Source organism: Allorhizobium borbori, from assembly GCF_014196535.1.
GTDB classification, from domain to species: Bacteria; Pseudomonadota; Alphaproteobacteria; order Rhizobiales; family Rhizobiaceae; genus Ectorhizobium; species Ectorhizobium borbori.
Genome location: NZ_JACIDU010000021.1, coordinates 31,525 through 47,993 on the forward strand (window position 1 = coordinate 31,525; position 16,469 = coordinate 47,993).

13 protein-coding genes and 1 pseudogene are annotated in these 16,469 nt (G+C 61.9%); 6 read left to right on the forward strand and 8 right to left on the reverse strand.

From position 1 onward, the window contains the following. The first annotated feature begins 22 nt into the window (after positions 1 to 22). From GGQ66_RS20060 to GGQ66_RS20075, 4 genes are all read left to right on the forward strand, one after another. Positions 23 to 1,030: an ABC transporter permease gene (locus tag GGQ66_RS20060; RefSeq protein ID WP_183794991.1), complete on the forward strand. Its 1,008-nt coding sequence runs from the start codon at positions 23 to 25 to the stop codon at positions 1,028 to 1,030. Between the two features lie 76 nt (positions 1,031 to 1,106). Next, positions 1,107 to 2,054, forward strand: coding sequence for a substrate-binding domain-containing protein (locus tag GGQ66_RS20065; protein WP_183794993.1), 948 nt, complete (start codon positions 1,107 to 1,109; stop codon positions 2,052 to 2,054). Between the two features lie 64 nt (positions 2,055 to 2,118). Continuing rightward, complete coding sequence (locus GGQ66_RS20070; protein WP_183794995.1) at positions 2,119 to 3,171, forward strand: sugar phosphate isomerase/epimerase family protein; 1,053 nt, start codon at positions 2,119 to 2,121, stop codon at positions 3,169 to 3,171. A 10-nt stretch (positions 3,172 to 3,181) separates the two neighbouring features. Further along, entirely contained in the window at positions 3,182 to 4,393 is a 1,212-nt protein-coding gene (locus GGQ66_RS20075; RefSeq protein WP_183794997.1) for a Gfo/Idh/MocA family protein, read from the forward strand. 211 nt (positions 4,394 to 4,604) lie between these two features. Here the strand turns inward: GGQ66_RS20075 and GGQ66_RS20080 are convergent, their stop codons facing one another. The 6 genes from GGQ66_RS20080 to GGQ66_RS23175 form a co-directional block, all read right to left on the reverse strand. After that, a complete protein-coding gene (locus GGQ66_RS20080) occupies positions 4,605 to 6,242 on the reverse strand; it encodes an ABC transporter ATP-binding protein (RefSeq protein WP_183794999.1) in 1,638 nt (545 codons plus the stop codon). Beyond that, positions 6,239 to 7,180 carry an ABC transporter permease gene (locus tag GGQ66_RS20085; RefSeq protein ID WP_237359003.1) on the reverse strand — a complete coding sequence of 314 codons (942 nt, stop codon included), beginning with the start codon at positions 7,178 to 7,180 and terminating at the stop codon, positions 6,239 to 6,241. Before GGQ66_RS20085 ends, GGQ66_RS20080 begins: the two co-directional genes overlap by 4 nt. Beyond that, positions 7,180 to 8,187 (reverse strand): ABC transporter permease, encoded by a 1,008-nt coding sequence (locus GGQ66_RS20090; RefSeq protein WP_183795001.1) that lies wholly within the window; start codon positions 8,185 to 8,187, stop codon positions 7,180 to 7,182. Before GGQ66_RS20090 ends, GGQ66_RS20085 begins: the two co-directional genes overlap by 1 nt. 93 nt (positions 8,188 to 8,280) lie before the next feature. Next, positions 8,281 to 9,873, reverse strand: coding sequence for an ABC transporter substrate-binding protein (locus tag GGQ66_RS20095; protein ID WP_183795002.1), 1,593 nt, complete (start codon positions 9,871 to 9,873; stop codon positions 8,281 to 8,283). Between the two features lie 51 nt (positions 9,874 to 9,924). Then, entirely contained in the window at positions 9,925 to 10,605 is a 681-nt protein-coding gene (locus GGQ66_RS20100; RefSeq protein WP_183795003.1) for an AroM family protein, read from the reverse strand. A gap of 173 nt (positions 10,606 to 10,778) precedes the next feature. After that, complete coding sequence (locus GGQ66_RS23175; protein ID WP_183795004.1) at positions 10,779 to 11,669, reverse strand: AroM family protein; 891 nt, start codon at positions 11,667 to 11,669, stop codon at positions 10,779 to 10,781. A gap of 211 nt (positions 11,670 to 11,880) precedes the next feature. Here GGQ66_RS23175 and GGQ66_RS20110 point away from each other — a divergent pair, with 211 nt between their 5' ends. Both GGQ66_RS20110 and GGQ66_RS20115 read left to right on the forward strand, forming a co-directional pair. Then, entirely contained in the window at positions 11,881 to 12,960 is a 1,080-nt protein-coding gene (locus tag GGQ66_RS20110) for an S-methyl thiohydantoin desulfurase family protein (protein WP_183795005.1), read from the forward strand. Further along, the gene (locus tag GGQ66_RS20115) at positions 12,957 to 14,510 is read left to right on the forward strand and encodes a hydantoinase/oxoprolinase N-terminal domain-containing protein (protein WP_183795006.1); all 1,554 of its coding nucleotides are present in this window, start codon (positions 12,957 to 12,959) and stop codon (positions 14,508 to 14,510) included. The genes GGQ66_RS20110 and GGQ66_RS20115 overlap by 4 nt, the downstream gene beginning before the upstream one ends. A 104-nt stretch (positions 14,511 to 14,614) precedes the next feature. On the opposite strand, the gene GGQ66_RS20120 is transcribed toward GGQ66_RS20115, so the two are convergent. Together GGQ66_RS20120 and GGQ66_RS20125 are read right to left on the reverse strand one after the other, a co-directional pair. Then, entirely contained in the window at positions 14,615 to 16,078 is a 1,464-nt protein-coding gene (locus tag GGQ66_RS20120; protein ID WP_183795008.1) for an aldehyde dehydrogenase, read from the reverse strand. A gap of 46 nt (positions 16,079 to 16,124) precedes the next feature. Next, positions 16,125 to 16,328: pseudogene (locus GGQ66_RS20125) on the reverse strand (alpha/beta fold hydrolase); the annotation flags it as partial. Positions 16,329 to 16,469: the final 141 nt, after the last annotated feature.

A 16,469-nucleotide genomic window follows, 5' to 3' on the forward strand; every position in this document is an offset into this window, starting at 1 on the left:
TGCATCGGGGAGGATGCCGCACATGAGCGTGAATGAAGAAACCGGGGTGCCACGCGGCCGTTCCTGGCGAGATGTCGATCTGAGAGCCGTAGCGCCGTTCGCCGCACTTGCCCTGCTTCTGGTCGTGGGCGCCATGGTGAACCCCAACTTCATCGGGTTCGCCAATCTCGCCAATGTGGCAACGCGCTGCGCTTTCATCGCCATCATCGCGGTCGGCGCCACATTCGTCATTTCGGCGGGCGATCTCGATCTTTCGGTCGGCTCCATGGTCGCCTTCGTGGCCAGCCTGATGATCTTGCTGATGAATTCCGGGCTGGTTGCCGATCCCGTGCTGATGCTCGCCATCGGCGTCGCCATGACGGTGATGGTGGGGTTGCTGTGCGGCCTGACCAACGGGCTGATCACGACCGTCGGGCGGATCGAGCCGTTCATTGCCACGCTCGGCATGATGGGCATCTATCGTGGCCTGACGACCTGGCTGTCGCAGGGCGGGGCGATCACGCTGCAATCGCGCGAAATCCAGACGCTTTACCGTCCGGCCTATTTCGGCACCATCTTCGGTGTTCCGGTGCCGATTGCCGCGATCCTGCTGGTCACGCTGGTGGCCGCCTTCATTCTTTACCGCACATCCTATGGGCGCCATGTGGTTGCCGTCGGTTCGAACAGCGATGTCGCGCGCTATTCCGGTATCCGGGTGAACCGGGTCCGCGTCATCGCCTTCGCCATTCAGGGGCTGTGCGTCGCCATCGCGGTACTGCTTTACGTGCCGCGTCTGGCCTCCACCTCGGCGACCACCGGCATGCTCTGGGAGTTGCAGGCGATCACGGCGGTCGTGGTGGGCGGAACGGCGCTGAAAGGCGGGGCCGGGCGCGTTTGGGGCACGATCTGCGGCGCGTTCATTCTGGAACTCGTCGGCAACATCATGCTGCTGTCCAACTTCATCAGCGAGTATCTGATCGGGGCCATTCAGGGCACCATCATCATCATCGCCATGCTGGTTCAACGGTCGCTGGTCCGCAAGGGCCGGTAGCCGGACGTCACATCCGGGCGGGCTGGAGGGCACCGCCGGGAGGGAGGATGAAGCCCTCGTTTCTGGGAGGAAAATCATGCGTAAACTCATGCTAGGCCTTGCGGCCACAGCCTGTGTTCTGGCCGGCGCAGCGCAGGCCGAAGACAAGAAATACACCATGGGGGTTTCGGTTCCCGCTGCCGACCATGGCTGGACCGCCGGTGTCGTCTACCACGCCGAACGGGTGGCCAAGAAGCTGATGGAGGAACATCCGGGCCTCAAGGTCATCGTCAAGACGTCGCCGGACCCGGCCTCGCAGGCCAATGCCGTGCAGGACCTCGACGTTCAGGGCATCGATGCGCTCGTCATCCTGCCGACCGACCCGGACCCGCTGGTCAACGCCATCCGCGAGGTCAAGGACAAGGGCAAGTTCGTGGCGTTGGTGGACCGTGCGCCGTCCAGCAACGATAACACGGTGCGTGATCTCTATATCGCCGGTAACAACCCGGCGCTGGGTGAAGTGGCAGGCCGCTACATTGCCAAGACCACGCCGAATGCCGAAGTCGTCGTCATCCGCGGCATGCCGATCCCGATCGATCAGCAGCGTCAGGACGGCTTCGACAAGGGCATTGCCGGTTCCGGTGTCAAGATTCTCGAGCGCCAGTATGGCAACTGGAACCGCGACGACGCGTTCAAGGTGATGCAGGACTACCTGACGAAATATCCGAAGATCGACGTGGTCTGGTGCCAGGACGACGATATGGCCGTCGGCGTTCTCGAAGCCATCGATCAGGCCAAGCGCAAGGACATCCAGTACATCGTCGCCGGTGCCGGTTCGAAGGACATGATCAAGAAGGTCATGGACGGCGACAAGATGGTGCCGGTCGATGTGCTCTATCCGCCGGCCATGGTGGGGACCGCCATGGAACTGACGGCCGCCGGCCTCATCGACCTCGTGCCGGTGCGTGGCGAATACATTCTCGATGCGACGCTGGTGACGCCCGAGAACGCCAAGGCCTACTACTTCCCGGACTCGCCGTTCTGATGTCTTGCCCGCGCCCGCACCTCTGGTGCGGGCGCTTCCCCCGATCATGACGAGGTTTGCCGACATGAAGACAATCAAGGGACCGGGAATTTTTCTCGGGCAGTTTGCGGGCGATCAGGCGCCCTTCAATTCCTGGGATGCCATCACCAGATGGGCTGCCGAAAAAGGATATGCGGGCGTGCAGGTGCCGACCTGGGCCAGCCAGATCTTCGACCTGCGCAAGGCAGCGGAATCAAAGACCTACTGCGAAGAGCTGGCGGGGAAGGCGCGCGAAAATGGTGTCGAGATCACCGAGCTTTCCACCCATTTGCAGGGGCAGCTTGTGGCGGTTCATCCGGCCTATGACGAAGCGTTCGACGGGTTTGCAGCCCCGGAGGTCCGCGGTAACCCGAAGGCCCGGCAGGCCTGGGCGGTCGAGCAGGTGAAGATGGCGCTCAAGGCCTCCGCCCATCTCGGCATCGGCGCACACGCCACCTTTTCCGGTGCGCTGGCCTGGCCCTATATCTACCCTTGGCCGCAGCGTCCGGCCGGCCTCGTGGAAACCGCCTTTGACGAACTGGCGCGCCGCTGGCGCCCGATCCTCGACTATGCGGACGAGCACGGCGTCGACATCTGCTACGAGATCCATCCGGGCGAAGACCTGCACGACGGCATCACCTTCGAGATGTTTCTCGAGCGCGTCGGCGACCATGCCCGCGCGAACATGCTCTACGACCCCTCGCACTACGTTCTGCAGCAGCTCGATTATCTGGATCACATCGACATCTACAAGGACCGCATCCGGATGTTCCACGTCAAGGACGCCGAGTTCAACCCCACGGGGCGGCAGGGCGTCTATGGCGGCTATCAGGGCTGGGTCGAGCGTGCCGGCCGGTTCCGGTCGCTGGGCGACGGACAGGTCGATTTCGGCGCGATCTTCTCCAAGATGGCGGCCAATGATTTCGATGGCTGGGCCGTTGTCGAATGGGAATGCGCCCTCAAGCACCCGGAAGACGGGGCGCGGGAAGGGGCGGAGTTCGTGCGTGCCCACATCATCCGTGTGACCGAAAAGGCCTTCGACGACTTTGCCGCCGGCGGCACGGACGATGCGGCGAACCGCCGGATGCTCGGACTTTGAGGAGGCTGACATGAGCATAGAAGCATCGGCGGAAGCGGCCCGCGTGCCGCGTATCCGCCTGGGCATGGTCGGAGGCGGAACGGGCGCCTTCATCGGCGCGGTGCATCGCATCGCCGCCCGGCTGGACGATCATTTTGACCTGGTGGCCGGGGCGCTGTCCTCGACGCCTGAAAAGTCGGCTGAATCCGGCCGCGCGCTCGGCCTCGATTCGGATCGCTGTTACGGGTCGTTTGCCGAAATGGCGCGGCGGGAGGCCGGGCGTGCGGACGGGATAGAGGCCGTTTCCATCGTCACGCCCAACCACGTCCATTTCGACGCGGCGGTCGCGTTCCTCGAACAGGGCATCCATGTCATCTGCGACAAGCCGCTGACCTCGACACTTGAGGATGCGGTGAAGCTGAAGCGCATCGCCGAACGCAGCAATGCCCTGTTCGTCCTCACCCACAATTACACGGGCTACCCGATGATCCGGCAGGCGCGGGCCATGGTGGAGGCGGGCGATCTCGGCGATATCCGTGTCGTGCAGGCGGAATATCCGCAGGACTGGCTGACGGATGCGGTCGAGCAATCCGGCCAGAAACAGGCTTTGTGGCGCACCGATCCGGCCAAGTCCGGGGCTGGTGGATCGACCGGTGACATCGGCACCCATGCCTTCAATCTCGCCTGTTTCGTCACAGGGCTGGAACTCGACAGCCTCGCCGCCGATCTCGACAGCTTCGTTCCCGGCCGCCGGCTCGATGACAACGCGCATGTTCTGATGCGCTTCAAGGCGAAGGGCGGGCAAAAACCCGCCAAGGGCATGCTCTGGAGCAGCCAGGTCGCGCCCGGCAACGAAAACGGTCTCAAACTGCGTGTCTATGGCTCACGCGGGGGGATAGAGTGGACGCAGGCCGATCCGAACTATCTCTGGTATACGCCCTTCGGTGAGCCGAAGCGCCTCATCACCCGCGCCGGGGCCGGGGCCGGAATTGCGGCGGGACGAGTGACACGCATTCCCTCGGGCCATCCGGAAGGCTATCTCGAAGCGTTCGCCACCCTCTACTCCGAAGCGGCGCTGGCGATCAACGCCCGAAAATCCGGACGACCGGTCGATCCCGCCGTGGTCTATCCAACCATCGAAGACGGCGTCATGGGCGTCGCTTTCGTGGAAGCCTGTGTCGAATCTTCGCGCCGCAACGGCGAATGGGTTTCTCCGGGCGGCGCGTCGACCGGACCGGCATAGGGCGTTGGCCGACGAAAGGGCCCCTTTCAGGCTCTGGCCACGCGCCATTGCCAGAAAGGGGCAATCCCGCGCCGCGTATGCCCACTCGTTTCAGCCAGCCGGACGGCTTCTTGCGCGAATTCTTTCGTGAAGGGGACTTGTTTCGATCGAACGGCTTCCTTTCAAAACAAGAAAACCGTTCCACCTTTCGAGGCAAGTCCAGTTCGATTCATCAAAGGTCCGCGGCCTGGGAGGTCTTGCGGCCGCTTTCGATCAGGGTTCTGGTATAATTCTCGCGTGGATGCAGGAAGATCTGCTCCGTCTCCCCTTGCTCGACAATCTCGCCGTGTTTCATGACGATGGTGCGATCACATATCTGCCGGATGACTGCCAGATTGTGCGAGATGAAAACGTAGGTCAGGTTCATTTCGGCCCGAAGCTGTTGCAGGAACTCAAGCACCTGCGCCTGTACTGAAATGTCCAGCGCCGAGGTCGGCTCGTCCAGAACGAGAAGGCGGGGATTGAGCGCAATGGCACGGGCAATGCAGACACGCTGCTTTTGCCCGCCGGAAAGCTCGTGCGGATAACGGTATTTGAACAGTCGCGGCAGTTGCACGATGTCGAGCAGAGCCTCGATGCGCGCCTCGATTTCCCGACGGCCCATCTTCGTCTGCAAACGTAGCGGCTCGCCGATGGCATCGCCGATGGTGTGGCGCCCGTTGAGGGCAGAATGCGGGTTCTGGAAGACGAACTGCATATGCCGCCGCATCGCCCTGAGCGCCTTTTCCGAGAGGCCGGAGATATTCTGTCCGTCGAAGATGACGTCGCCGGATGTCGGATCGATCAACCGCAGGAGCATGCGGGCAAGCGTCGATTTTCCCGAACCGCTTTCGCCGACGACCCCGAATATCTCGCCGGTACGCACAGAAAGACTGAGCGAATTCACGGCCGTGAAGTCTTCGCCGGACTGGCTGCGATAGACCTTTTTCAGATCGACCGCCTCCAGCAGAAAACGGGACTTGGCCGGTTCGCTTGCCGCGGGCCGGGCAGCAACCCTTTCCGGCGCCGCGTCGATATCCGGCACGGCCGAAAGCAGGCGCTTCGTATAGTCGTGCTGCGGGTTACTCAGAATATCCCGCGTCAGGCCTTGCTCGACGATCTCGCCCTTGTACATGACCGCACAGCGGCGGGCGACGGTTGCGATAGCGCCAATGTCATGGCTGATCATGATGACGGTAAGGTTGAGCTTTTCGACCAGCGAATTGATGAGGTCGAGCACCTGCGCCTGAACCGTGACATCGAGCGCCGTGGTCGGTTCGTCGGCAATCAGAATGTCCGGCTTTCCCGCCAGCGCCATGGCAATGAGCACACGCTGGCGCATGCCGCCAGAAAGCTGGTGCGGATATTGCGAGAAGAGCATGGCCGGGTTCGGAAGGCCGACCTGATCCAGCAGTTCCTCGGTGCGGGTGCGCCGCGCTGCCTTCGGGGATACGCCGTGACCGGCGGCCTTTTCATGCGCGGCGATCACGTCCGATATCTGCCGCCCGATGGAAAACAGCGGGTTGAGATAAGTCATCGGATCCTGGAAGATCATCGAGATGCGGATGCCACGGATCTTCGCCCATTCCTTTTCCGACAGGTTGGTGATGTTCTGCCCGTCGAAGCTGATGCCGCCCTCGATCACGCGCGCATTGCGCGGACCGATGCCGAGCACCGAACGGACCAGAACCGTCTTGCCCGAGCCGCTCTCGCCGACGATGCCGAGCGTGTCGCCGCGATTGATGGAGAGATTGATGCCTTTCAGCACATGGACAGGGCCGTCGAACGTGTCGATATCCAGCCGGTAATCTTTGATGTCGAGCAGGCTCATCGGTCGCGGCTCCTGGGATCGAGAATATCGCGCAGCCCGTCGCCCAGAAGGTTGAAGCCGAGCACGGTCAGGAAGATCGCGGCGCCCGGAAAGAGCGAATACCACCACCAGTCCGGCATATAGGTGCGTGCAACGGAGATCATCGCGCCCCATTCCGGGGAGGGCGGCTGCGCGCCAAGGCCGATGAAGCCGAGGCTCGCTGCTGACAGGATTGCCATGCCCATGTCCATGCTCATCTTGACGATGATCGGCGAGAGGCAATTCGGCAGAATGTGATGCCAGAGAATCCACGGGGTCCTGGCGCCGATGGAGCGCGCGGATTCGATGAAGAGTTCTTCCTTGATCGAGAGCGTCTTGGCCTCGACCAGACGCACATAACCCGGCCACCAGACAATGGAAAGCGCCAGCACGCAGTTCGTGATGCCCGGCCCCAGGGCTGCGACAATTGCCAGCGCCAGCGCCAGTCCCGGAACGGCCAGAAAAAGCTCGGTGACGCGCATGATCACGGCACGAACCCAGCCGCCGCGATATCCGGCCAGAATGCCGAGCGGCACGCCGATCAATGCGGCGATGCCGGTGATGACGACGCCGATCCACAGGGATGTGCGGGCGCCGATGATCACACGGGAGAAAATGTCGGCGCCCATTTCATCCGTGCCGAACCAGTAGGTGCCGTTTGGTGGCAAAAGCTTGCTGGACATGTTGATCGCGCCGCTTGCGGCTTCCGGAAAAGGCACGATCCAGGGCCCGAAGGCCGCCAGCAGCAGAAAGACCACGACGAGTGAAAGACCGAGCATCGACGAAAAGCTCTTGCGGAACATATGCGCATAGAGCCGCCACTGGCGGATCTCACTTGCATGACGCTCCCTGAAGGAAAGCGGCCGTGCAGCTTCGGTGTCGTTGGATGAATTCATGGGAGGCATGGAAGTTGCCGTCATCACGCTTTCCTCAGGCGCGGGTCGATCCAGGCATAGGCAAGATCGACGAGCGTGTTGGCGACAATGAAGAAGAAGCCGATCATCAGCGTGACACCGACCACCGGTTTGAAATCGGATGACAGCGCCGATGATACGGCATAGAGGCCGATGCCCGGCCAGTCGAAAACCGTCTCGACCAGGACGGTCGAGCCCAGCATCCAGCCGAAACGCAGGCCGATCATCGCAAGCGTCGGCAGCAGGGCGTTTTTCAGCGCATAGAGCGCGACGATGCGGAAAGAAGAAATGCCGTGTGCCCGCGCCGCCACGATGTAATCCGATTGCAGCACCTCGATCATCTCGGCGCGGTTCACGCGCAGGATCGAGGCAAGGCAGGGGAAGGACAGAACGATGGCCGGCAGGATGATATGCTGAAAGGAAACCCAGAATGTCGAGAACTGTCCCGCCAGCAGGCTGTCGACAAGCAACAGTCCCGTCAGGGCCTCCGGCGGGCGGGTCACCAGCGGCAGGCGGCCCGAGACCGGCAGCCAGCCAAGATCGACGGAAAACAGCAATTGCAGCAGGATGCCGAACCAGAAGGCGGGCAGGGCCACGCCCGAGATCGAGAAGATGCGCGTCACCTGATCGAGAGGGCCATCCTTGTAGACGGCCGACAACATGCCGAGCGGAACGCCAATGACGATGCCGAGCCCCATGGCGACGAAAACCAGCTCCAGCGTTGCCGGCGCATAACGCAGGACTTCTTCCAGAACAGGCCGTGTCGTGATGATCGACGTGCCGAGGTCGCCGTGCGCCAGATCGCCCATATAGACGACAAACTGCTCTGCAAGCGATTTGTCGAGGCCATATTCGGTGCGGATGGTCGCGACCATATCTTCCGTTGCGTTCGGTCCGGCCACGAGACGGGCAGGATCACCGGGCGCCACATTCGTGATGACGAAGGTGAGGGCCGCGATACCGATCATCGTGCCGACCAGCGTCAGCACCTTGCGGAAGGCGAATGTCAGCATCGTCTGCTCCAATCGTTTAAAATGCGCGCATGGCCTGCGGTTGGGGGCGGGCCATGCGCTTCAGTCTGGCTTTTGCAGGGCGAGCCAGAAAGCTTATTCAGCCTTTACCCACAGCGGGTAGAGATCAACCTCCCCGGTGAAGCGGACGGGGCTGAACTGGAAGCCCTGGAGATAGTCGCGGCGGGCCCAGCGGCGGTTCTGGAGCATGCCGAACACTTCCGGCTGATCGGCAACGATCTGCGTCTGGATATCGGCATAGAGCTTGGCGCGTTCGTCCCAGTTCGAGGAAGAGCGGGCCTTGTCGATCATCTCCGTAACCTTCGGGCTGTCATAGAACATCATGGCGAAATACTGGCCCCAACTGTTCTTGTGATACTGGTAGGCGACGGCATCCGGGTCCGTTGAGACCGGTGTCGTGTAGACCGAGGTCATGGCCGGCGAGGTCTCGACCTTCGAGCCGTTGGCCACCATGTTCGGCCACTGTTCCGGCTTGATCTCGACATTGATGTTCAGCGGCTTCAGGCTGTCGAGCAGGACGAGACCGATGCGGCGGGCTTCTTCAAGGCCGGCGACATGCACGTAAGGCAGGGTGATTCCGCCGTTTGGATAGGCGGATTTCGCAAGATATTCCTTGGCCTTGGCAAGATCCTTGCGCGGAATGCCGGGCACATCGATATGGCCCTTCATGGCATCCGGGATCGGGCTCGTCTCAAGGGTTGCTGCACCGTTGTAGACCTGGATCAACGCGTCGTAATCCATGGCATAGGCGATGGCCTTGCGCAGATTGATGTCGGCGGTCGGTCCCTGCTGCGTGTTGAACTTGATGCCGAAGGTGGTCATGCCTTTGTGATCTTCGATGGCGATGCCCGGCACGCGCTTGATCTGGACGTAGTCGTCCGGCGTCAGGCCTTCCACGATATCGGCCTCACCGCGCTGAAGAGCGGCCTTCTGGGCGGCGGGCTCGCGGATGATCTTGTAGATCACGCCAGCCGGGCGGTTTGCATCGCCCTGCGGCCAGCCCTTCCAGTAATCGCTGACAGCTTCCGCTTCATAAAGGACATTCGGCTCCCACCGGCCAAGCTTGAACGGGCCGGAGCCGGCCTCGTGGTCGGTCAGCCACTTCTGGCCGTAATCGCCGTCCACTTCGTTCGCCTTCACCTGTGCGGGATTGACGATGTACCACCAGGGCAGGAAGGACAGGAACGGCGTGTAAGGGGCCTTGAGGTCGAACTTGACGGTGTAGTCGTCGACGACGGAGATGCCTTCCGGCGCCAGGAAGTCCTTGAGCATCCAGGCGACGCCCTTGTTCAGCTTGAGGCCGCGCTCGAATGAGTAACGGATGGCTTCGGCGTTGACCGGATCACCATTATGGAACTTGGCGTTCTTGACGAGATGGAACGTCCAGGTCTTGCCATCGGCGCTGGTTTCCCAGGATTCGGCCAGCCAGGGCTTGATGTCAGCCGGGTCGCCTTCATACTTCACGAGCGCATCGTAGACGGCCTGCTGCATCATGCGCGTCGACCAGTCGTAGCGGATATGCGGATCGAGAACCGGGATTGCCTGACGCCCGCCGAACACGATGACATTGCCCTTGTCGGTGCGCTCGAAGGCACCGGCCGGCGTGGCGAGCACCGACGAGGCGAGCAGCCCCGCGATTGCGATATTCCTGATGATCTTGCCGAACATATCGTTCCCTCTCTTTTTGCGTGGCGTTCCGGTCATGATGATTTCAATGGCTTACAGCATCTGGCGCACGACACCCGCGACGAGGCGCCGTGACAACAGCACAGGCGTGTCGATCGCATCGCAAACGGCTTCATGCATGGCGGCGGAGTAGCCCATGCAATGCATCACGACGAGATCGCAACCTTCAAGCTGCTTTGCACGTTCGCCGATGTCGTCGCCGGCGTAGGGTGATGCCGAAACGAGGTGTGGCTTGCCGGGCAGCACATGACGTTCGGCGAAGTCCTTGACCTGGCGCTCCAGCGGAAGAATGACGCCCAGTTTGCGGGCAGAGGCGGCCAGCGCCTCCACGGTGGAATCCACGATACGCTGTGCTTCGATAACCAGCGTGTTGGCAAGCGGTTCGATCCTGGTGCCGGTGCAAAGAAGCACGACGATATCGAAACCTTCACCATCGATCCGCCGCAGAAGTGCATTGAGCTTCTCTTCGGTCCGGGCCTTGGAGGTGACGATTTCCTCGCCGCTCTGAAGGCGGGTTGCAAAGGAATATTCGCCGTCGCGGGCGCGCATGGCGTCCAGTTCAGCCGGGCTCATGCCATCGAGAACGCCGAATTCCTGAAATGCGATGCGTCCGTCAGGAAGTCCGACGGAAATCTCCGCAATCATTTCCGGCACCAGATCCACGCGCGGGGTCTGGCCGATCGTCACAAAAGCGATTTTGGAGGTGGAAGGCATTTCGCTCGTTCCCTGCATTTGAGATTGCTGGCAGGAAACCTAGCGTCCGGACGTACCGCTTCTCTATAGGGTAATGCCCCTAGGTCGATGCAATTGTGTCATATATTTTGCGCCTGTTTTTTGTGCGTTTCGTGTTTTCTGCGCAAATTTATGATGCAGTCCTGATTTTCACATCAGGGGTGGCCGGCCGCAACGACCATGCGGATAAGGGCATTGGACGACGTGACTTCCATCTTTGCCATGACGTTGGAACGATGAATCTCAACCGTTTTCGGGCTGATGCCAAGCTGGCGCGCGATCGCCTTGTTCGAGAGCCCCTCCGCCACGAGCGAGAGCACCTGCCTTTCCCGTGGCGTCAGCCGTTGCAGTTTGTCGGAAAATTCCGCTGGCACGCCGGGCAATGCAACGGGATGCGTGCCATGCAGGAGAAGACGGATCGCGCTGGCAACAATCCGTCGTGCAAGTACGACAGGCTTGCCGCTCGCCTTTGCGACCGTCAACCGGTCCGCTTCGGTAAAGCTCACGGAATTCAGAACGATAATCTCCGCGTCGGCGAGATCGACAAGCGCGCCCGCGAGCGACCTCTTGTCCCCATCGGCGGCATAGCTTGCGGTGATCTTGTAGGGCGCAAGCGCCGGAATGCTCAACTCATCGATCTGCTGTTTCAATGGCTGGATGAGGCCGACGGCAGACCCGTGCGCGGCCAGCGAAATGACCGTGGATTCCATGGCGCGCTGGGCATTGACCGTCGGGCAGGTGCTTTCGAAATCCCGAAAGAGACCCGTTGACAGGATAACGACCAGATCGAACTGGTTGGGCTGGAAGGCCGCGGCGATCCTTGCCATCCGCTCTGCGATGCGCGGCTTGGAAATGACGATGGTGCTGCCGTCAGCGAGCTTCGTTACAATGCTCGCTTCACCCGGACGCACCCTGAGGTCATCGAGTTCCGCCTGTGAAAGGCCGTCAAGCGCACCGATTTCCCGCGCTTCGATGGGCAGGTCGAGATTTCCCAGCATGTCGTCGATGATATCGGCACGCGGCGACTGCCCGACACTGAGAAACATGACGCGGTGAGGCCGCTCCTCGATATTGGCAAAGGGTTGGGACGGGTTATGGGGAGGCGTCGGCGCGGGCAGGGACTCGGTCCTTCTGATCGTCTGGTTCAATCCGTTCTAAGGATGCTCAAATTAAAGGCAAGTCCATTCTAGGGGCAGTCCCCTATAGGCATCCTCCGCTTCCCGTGGCTAGGTTCTAGCACATTTTTCGGAGGCAAACATGATCCGTGATTTCGAAGCAAGTGAGATCGACCCGCTTGCTGTTGGTGCCTGGATTCTCGGAACAGGCGGCGGCGGCAGTCCCTATCTGGCGCAACTCAACCTGAAGAAGCTCTACAAGGACGGCAAGCGTGTCAAGCTTATCGATCCGAATGCGCTGGAAGACGGTGATGCCGTGGCCGTAGTGTCGAAGATGGGCGCGCCGCTTGTGGGGCAGGAACGTCTGGTCGACCCCGCGCATCTGGCTCGCGCGATGCAGCTTATGGAAGAATATACGGGTCGCAAGTTCCGTGCCGTGATGAGCGTCGAAATCGGCGGCGGCAATGCCCTGTCACCGTTCCTGGCCGCCGGGATGCTGGATCTTCCGGTTGTCGATGCCGATGCGATGGGCCGGGCCTATCCGGAAGCCCAGATGACGAGCTTCGCCATCGGCGACCTGCCGATGTATCCCCTGACGCTGGTCGATTGCCGTGATAACGAGGCGATCGTGGCAAAGGCGGCTTCGTGGAAGTGGATGGAACGCATTTCCCGCAAGATCTGCACCGAAGTCGGCTCGACCTCCGCCACCTGCAAAGCACCGCGCACCGGCAAGGAAGTGAAGGAATGGGGCGTGCTCCACACCGTCACCAAGGCCGTCAGTCTCGGCCGCGCCGTGCTCGAGGCCCGTGCCGCTCATACCGACCCGATTGCGGCTGTCCTGGCGCATGAAGGTGGCAAGGTTCTCTTCCGCGGCAAGGTTGCCGATGTGGACCGCACCACCACAGGCGGCTTCCTGCGTGGCGCCGCCATTCTCGAAGGGCTCGACGACGACCGTGGTTCGAAAGTGGAACTCGCTTTCCAGAACGAATGGGCGGTTGCGTTCCGTGATGGGCAGCCCATTGCCATGACGCCGGACCTCATCTGCCTTCTCGACACGGTCTCCGGCGAAGCGATTGGCACCGAAACCGTGCGCTACGGACAGCGCGTGACCGTGGTCGCCCTGCCGGCCCCGGCCGTTCTCACCAGCCCGAAGGGACTGGAGCATGTCGGCCCGCGTGCCTTTGGCTATGATCTTGATTTCAAATCGGTGTTTTCAGCATGAAGCGGATCGGAATTGACGTAGGCGGCACGAATACGGATGCCGTGCTCATCGATGGCGAAAAGGTCATTTCCGCCATCAAGTTCCCAACGACCTCGGATGTGATGCAGGGCGTGGTCAACGCCATCGGTCACGTCGTCGCCTCGCAGGCGCCGGTCGATGCCGTGATGATCGGGACGACGCATTTCACCAATGCCGTCGTCGAACGGGCACGGCTGGAGCGGATCGCCGCGATCCGCATCGCGATGCCGGCCGGCGCCTCCCTGCCGCCAATGATCGACTGGCCGGATGATCTGCGCGAAGCGGTCGATCCGCTGTCCTTCATGGTCCATGGCGGACATGAATATGATGGTCGCCCGCTGGTTCCGCTCGCCCGCGACGAAATCCGCGACGCCGCGATGAATATCCGCGACGCGGGGATCACCTCGGTCGGTATCACCGCGCTGTTTTCGCCATTGACGGCGGAATGCGAGCTTGAAGCTGAAGAAATCGTGCGCTCGGTCATTCCGGATGCGCGCATCACCCTGTCGCACACGCTCGGGCGGATCGGCCTTCTCGAACGCGAGAACGTTACGCTCCTCAATGCCGCGCTCCAGGGTCTTGGCCGCAAGACCATCGATGCCTTCAAGGATGCCCTGCGCAAGGCCGGCGTCAACGCGCCTTTCTACCTGACCCAGAATGACGGCACCGTTGTTCTGGCGGATGTCGCGGCGGCCAACCCGGTTTACAGCTTCGCTTCCGGCCCCACCAATTCCATGCGCGGTGCTGCATTCCTGACGGGCCTCAAGGAAGCCATGGTCATCGATGTCGGCGGCACGACGTCGGATATCGGTTGCCTCGTTGGCGGTTTCCCGCGCGAAGCCAACAATGTGGTGGAAGTCGGCGGTGTCCGTACATTGTTCCGCATGCCCGACCTTCTGCCGATGGCCCTTGGTGGCGGTACGATCATCGACCCCGAAACCCGCAAGATCGGTCCGCGTTCTGTCGGTTATCGCATCACGGAAAAGGCCCGTGTCTTCGGCGGCGACACGCTGACGACGACGGACATCGCCGTTGCGGCCGGCCTTGTCGAAATCGGCGACCGGGACCGCGTCAAGGATCTGGACAAGGCCCTGGTCGGCGATCTTCTGAAGCGGATCGAGGCAATGGTGGAAGACGGTGTCGACCGCATGAAGACCTCGGCGGAGGGTGTCAATCTCATCGCCGTTGGCGGGGGCGCATTCCTCATCCCGGAAAAGCTCAAAGGCGCAAGCTCGGTGCTGCGGGTGGAACATGCCGGTGTTGCGAACGCGCTTGGCGCTGCCATGGCGCAGGTGTCCGGCGAAGTCGATCAGGTCTTCTCCGGCATGTCGCGCGACGCCGCCATTGCCGAAGCGGACCGTCTTGCCCGCCAGCGCGCAATCGAATCCGGCGCTGACCCGAACTCGATCGTGACACTGGATGCGGAAGACATCCCGATCGCGTATCTGCCGGGCGATGCCCGCCGTGTCCGTGTGCGTGTCGTGGGTGATATTGCGTTCATGAAAAGCCCGCAAACGGCGGCTGCGCAATAAATCCCGATTGTTTTCAACGCCCTGATGTCCCCGATCCCGGCAGGATCGGGGACGGGCTGCCAGTGTTGTGCGATCCGTTTGAGATGAAGCTCTTTATTCAGGCTTCACCGCATGACAAAGGGGTCGGGAAATGGTGCGTCCGAGGTATTGAGCCAGACGGTCTTGGTGCGCGTGTAATCGAGAACCGCCGCCATGCCACCCTCGCGGCCATGGCCGGAAAGGCCGAAGCCGCCGAAGGGCGCGATGGGTGAAACGGCGCGGTAGGTGTTGAGCCACACGATGCCCGCGCGGATATTGCGGCTCATGCGATGGCCGCGCGCCAGATCGCGCGTGAAGACGCCCGAGGCAAGCCCGAAGCGGGTGTCGTTGGCAAGCCGCGTGGCCTCATCTTCCGTTTCGAACGAAACCACGGAGAGAACCGGGCCGAAGAATTCCTGTTCGAGCGATGGCGAGGCGATGCCGTCGCAGTCGAGAATGGTGGGCGGGTAATAATTGCCGGGCCCCTCGGGCCGCACGCCACCGCTCACGAGCGTCGCGCCGGCGGCAATCGAAGCCGTGACCAGCCGGTCGACGTGATCCTGCTGGCGTCGCGTCGCCAGCGGCCCGACCTCGGTCGCCATGTCGAGCGGGCTGCCAATGCGGATCGCTTCGGCCTTCGTCTTCAGGCGCGTCAGAAATTCGGCCTTGATCGAACGCTCGATAATAAGGCGCGAACCCGCGACGCAGGACTGGCCGGTGGCGGCGAAAATGCCGGCGACCTGCGCATTGACCGCGCTTTCCATATCGGCATCGGCGAAGACCACGAAGGGCGACTTGCCGCCGAGTTCCAGCGAGGTGGAGGCAAGGTTTTCAGCGGAGTTACGCACCACATGCCGCGCCGATTCCGGTCCGCCGGTGAAAGCGATATGGGCGACATTGGGGTGGCTGGTGAGTGCCGCGCCGCAGGCGGTGCCGAAGCCGGTGACGACATTGACGACGCCCGGCGGGAAACCGGCTTCATGCACGAGGCGGGCAAATTCCAGAAGAGGCGCGGGACCATCTTCCGAAGCTTTCAGAACCAGCGTGCAGCCGGCGGCGAGCGCCGGGCCGATCTTGACGGCGGACAGGAAAAGCTGGCTGTTCCACGGCACGACCATGGCGACGACGCCGACCGGTTCGCGGCGCAGCCACACCTCCATGTCCGGCTTGTCGATGGGCAGGTAAGAGCCTTCGATCTTGTCCGCCAGCCCGGCATAGTAGCGATAGTAATTCGCGACATAGGCGATCTGGGTCGAAGTTTCGCGGATGATCTTGCCGGTGTCGCGGGTTTCGAGTTCGGCCAGCACCCTGGCGTTTTCGGCCACGAGGTCGGCCAGGCGGTGAAGAAGCTGGCCGCGCTGGGTGGCGGTCATTCGTGGCCATGCGCCTTCGCTCAGGGCGCGGTGCGCGGCGGCGACGGCCCTGTCGACCGCCGCCTCACGCGCTTCCGGCATGACCGCCCATGCCTGACCGGTGGCCGGATCAATGCTCTCGAATGCGCCGTCTCCGTCCTCGAAGGCACCATCGATATAAAGCTGAAACGTCCTCATCGCTTGCTCCTTGTGACAAAACCGGAATGCGGCAGGCTACGGTCGCTCAGGCCGCCGGAACCGCCAACCATTCGCGCATCAGCGCATTGACGGCTTCCGGAGCCGTAAGATTGACCATGTGTCGATGCCCTTCGATAATCCGCGCCACGCCCTGAGGGCAAAGCGCCGCCATCTGCCTGGCCATGTTCGGCGTGGAGTTCGGATCGCCGCTGCCCGTCAGGAACAGCGCCGGGCAACCGACCTTCGGCCATACACGGTGTTTAGTCCCGGCATTTGATGGTGCATTATTCAGCTAGGAATGGAGGGATGCGCTATGGGTCAAATTCTACACGGGAGCGCCCGCACGACAGAGGCAGTCCGTCGAGCGATACAACATAGTCAAGAGAGCCTG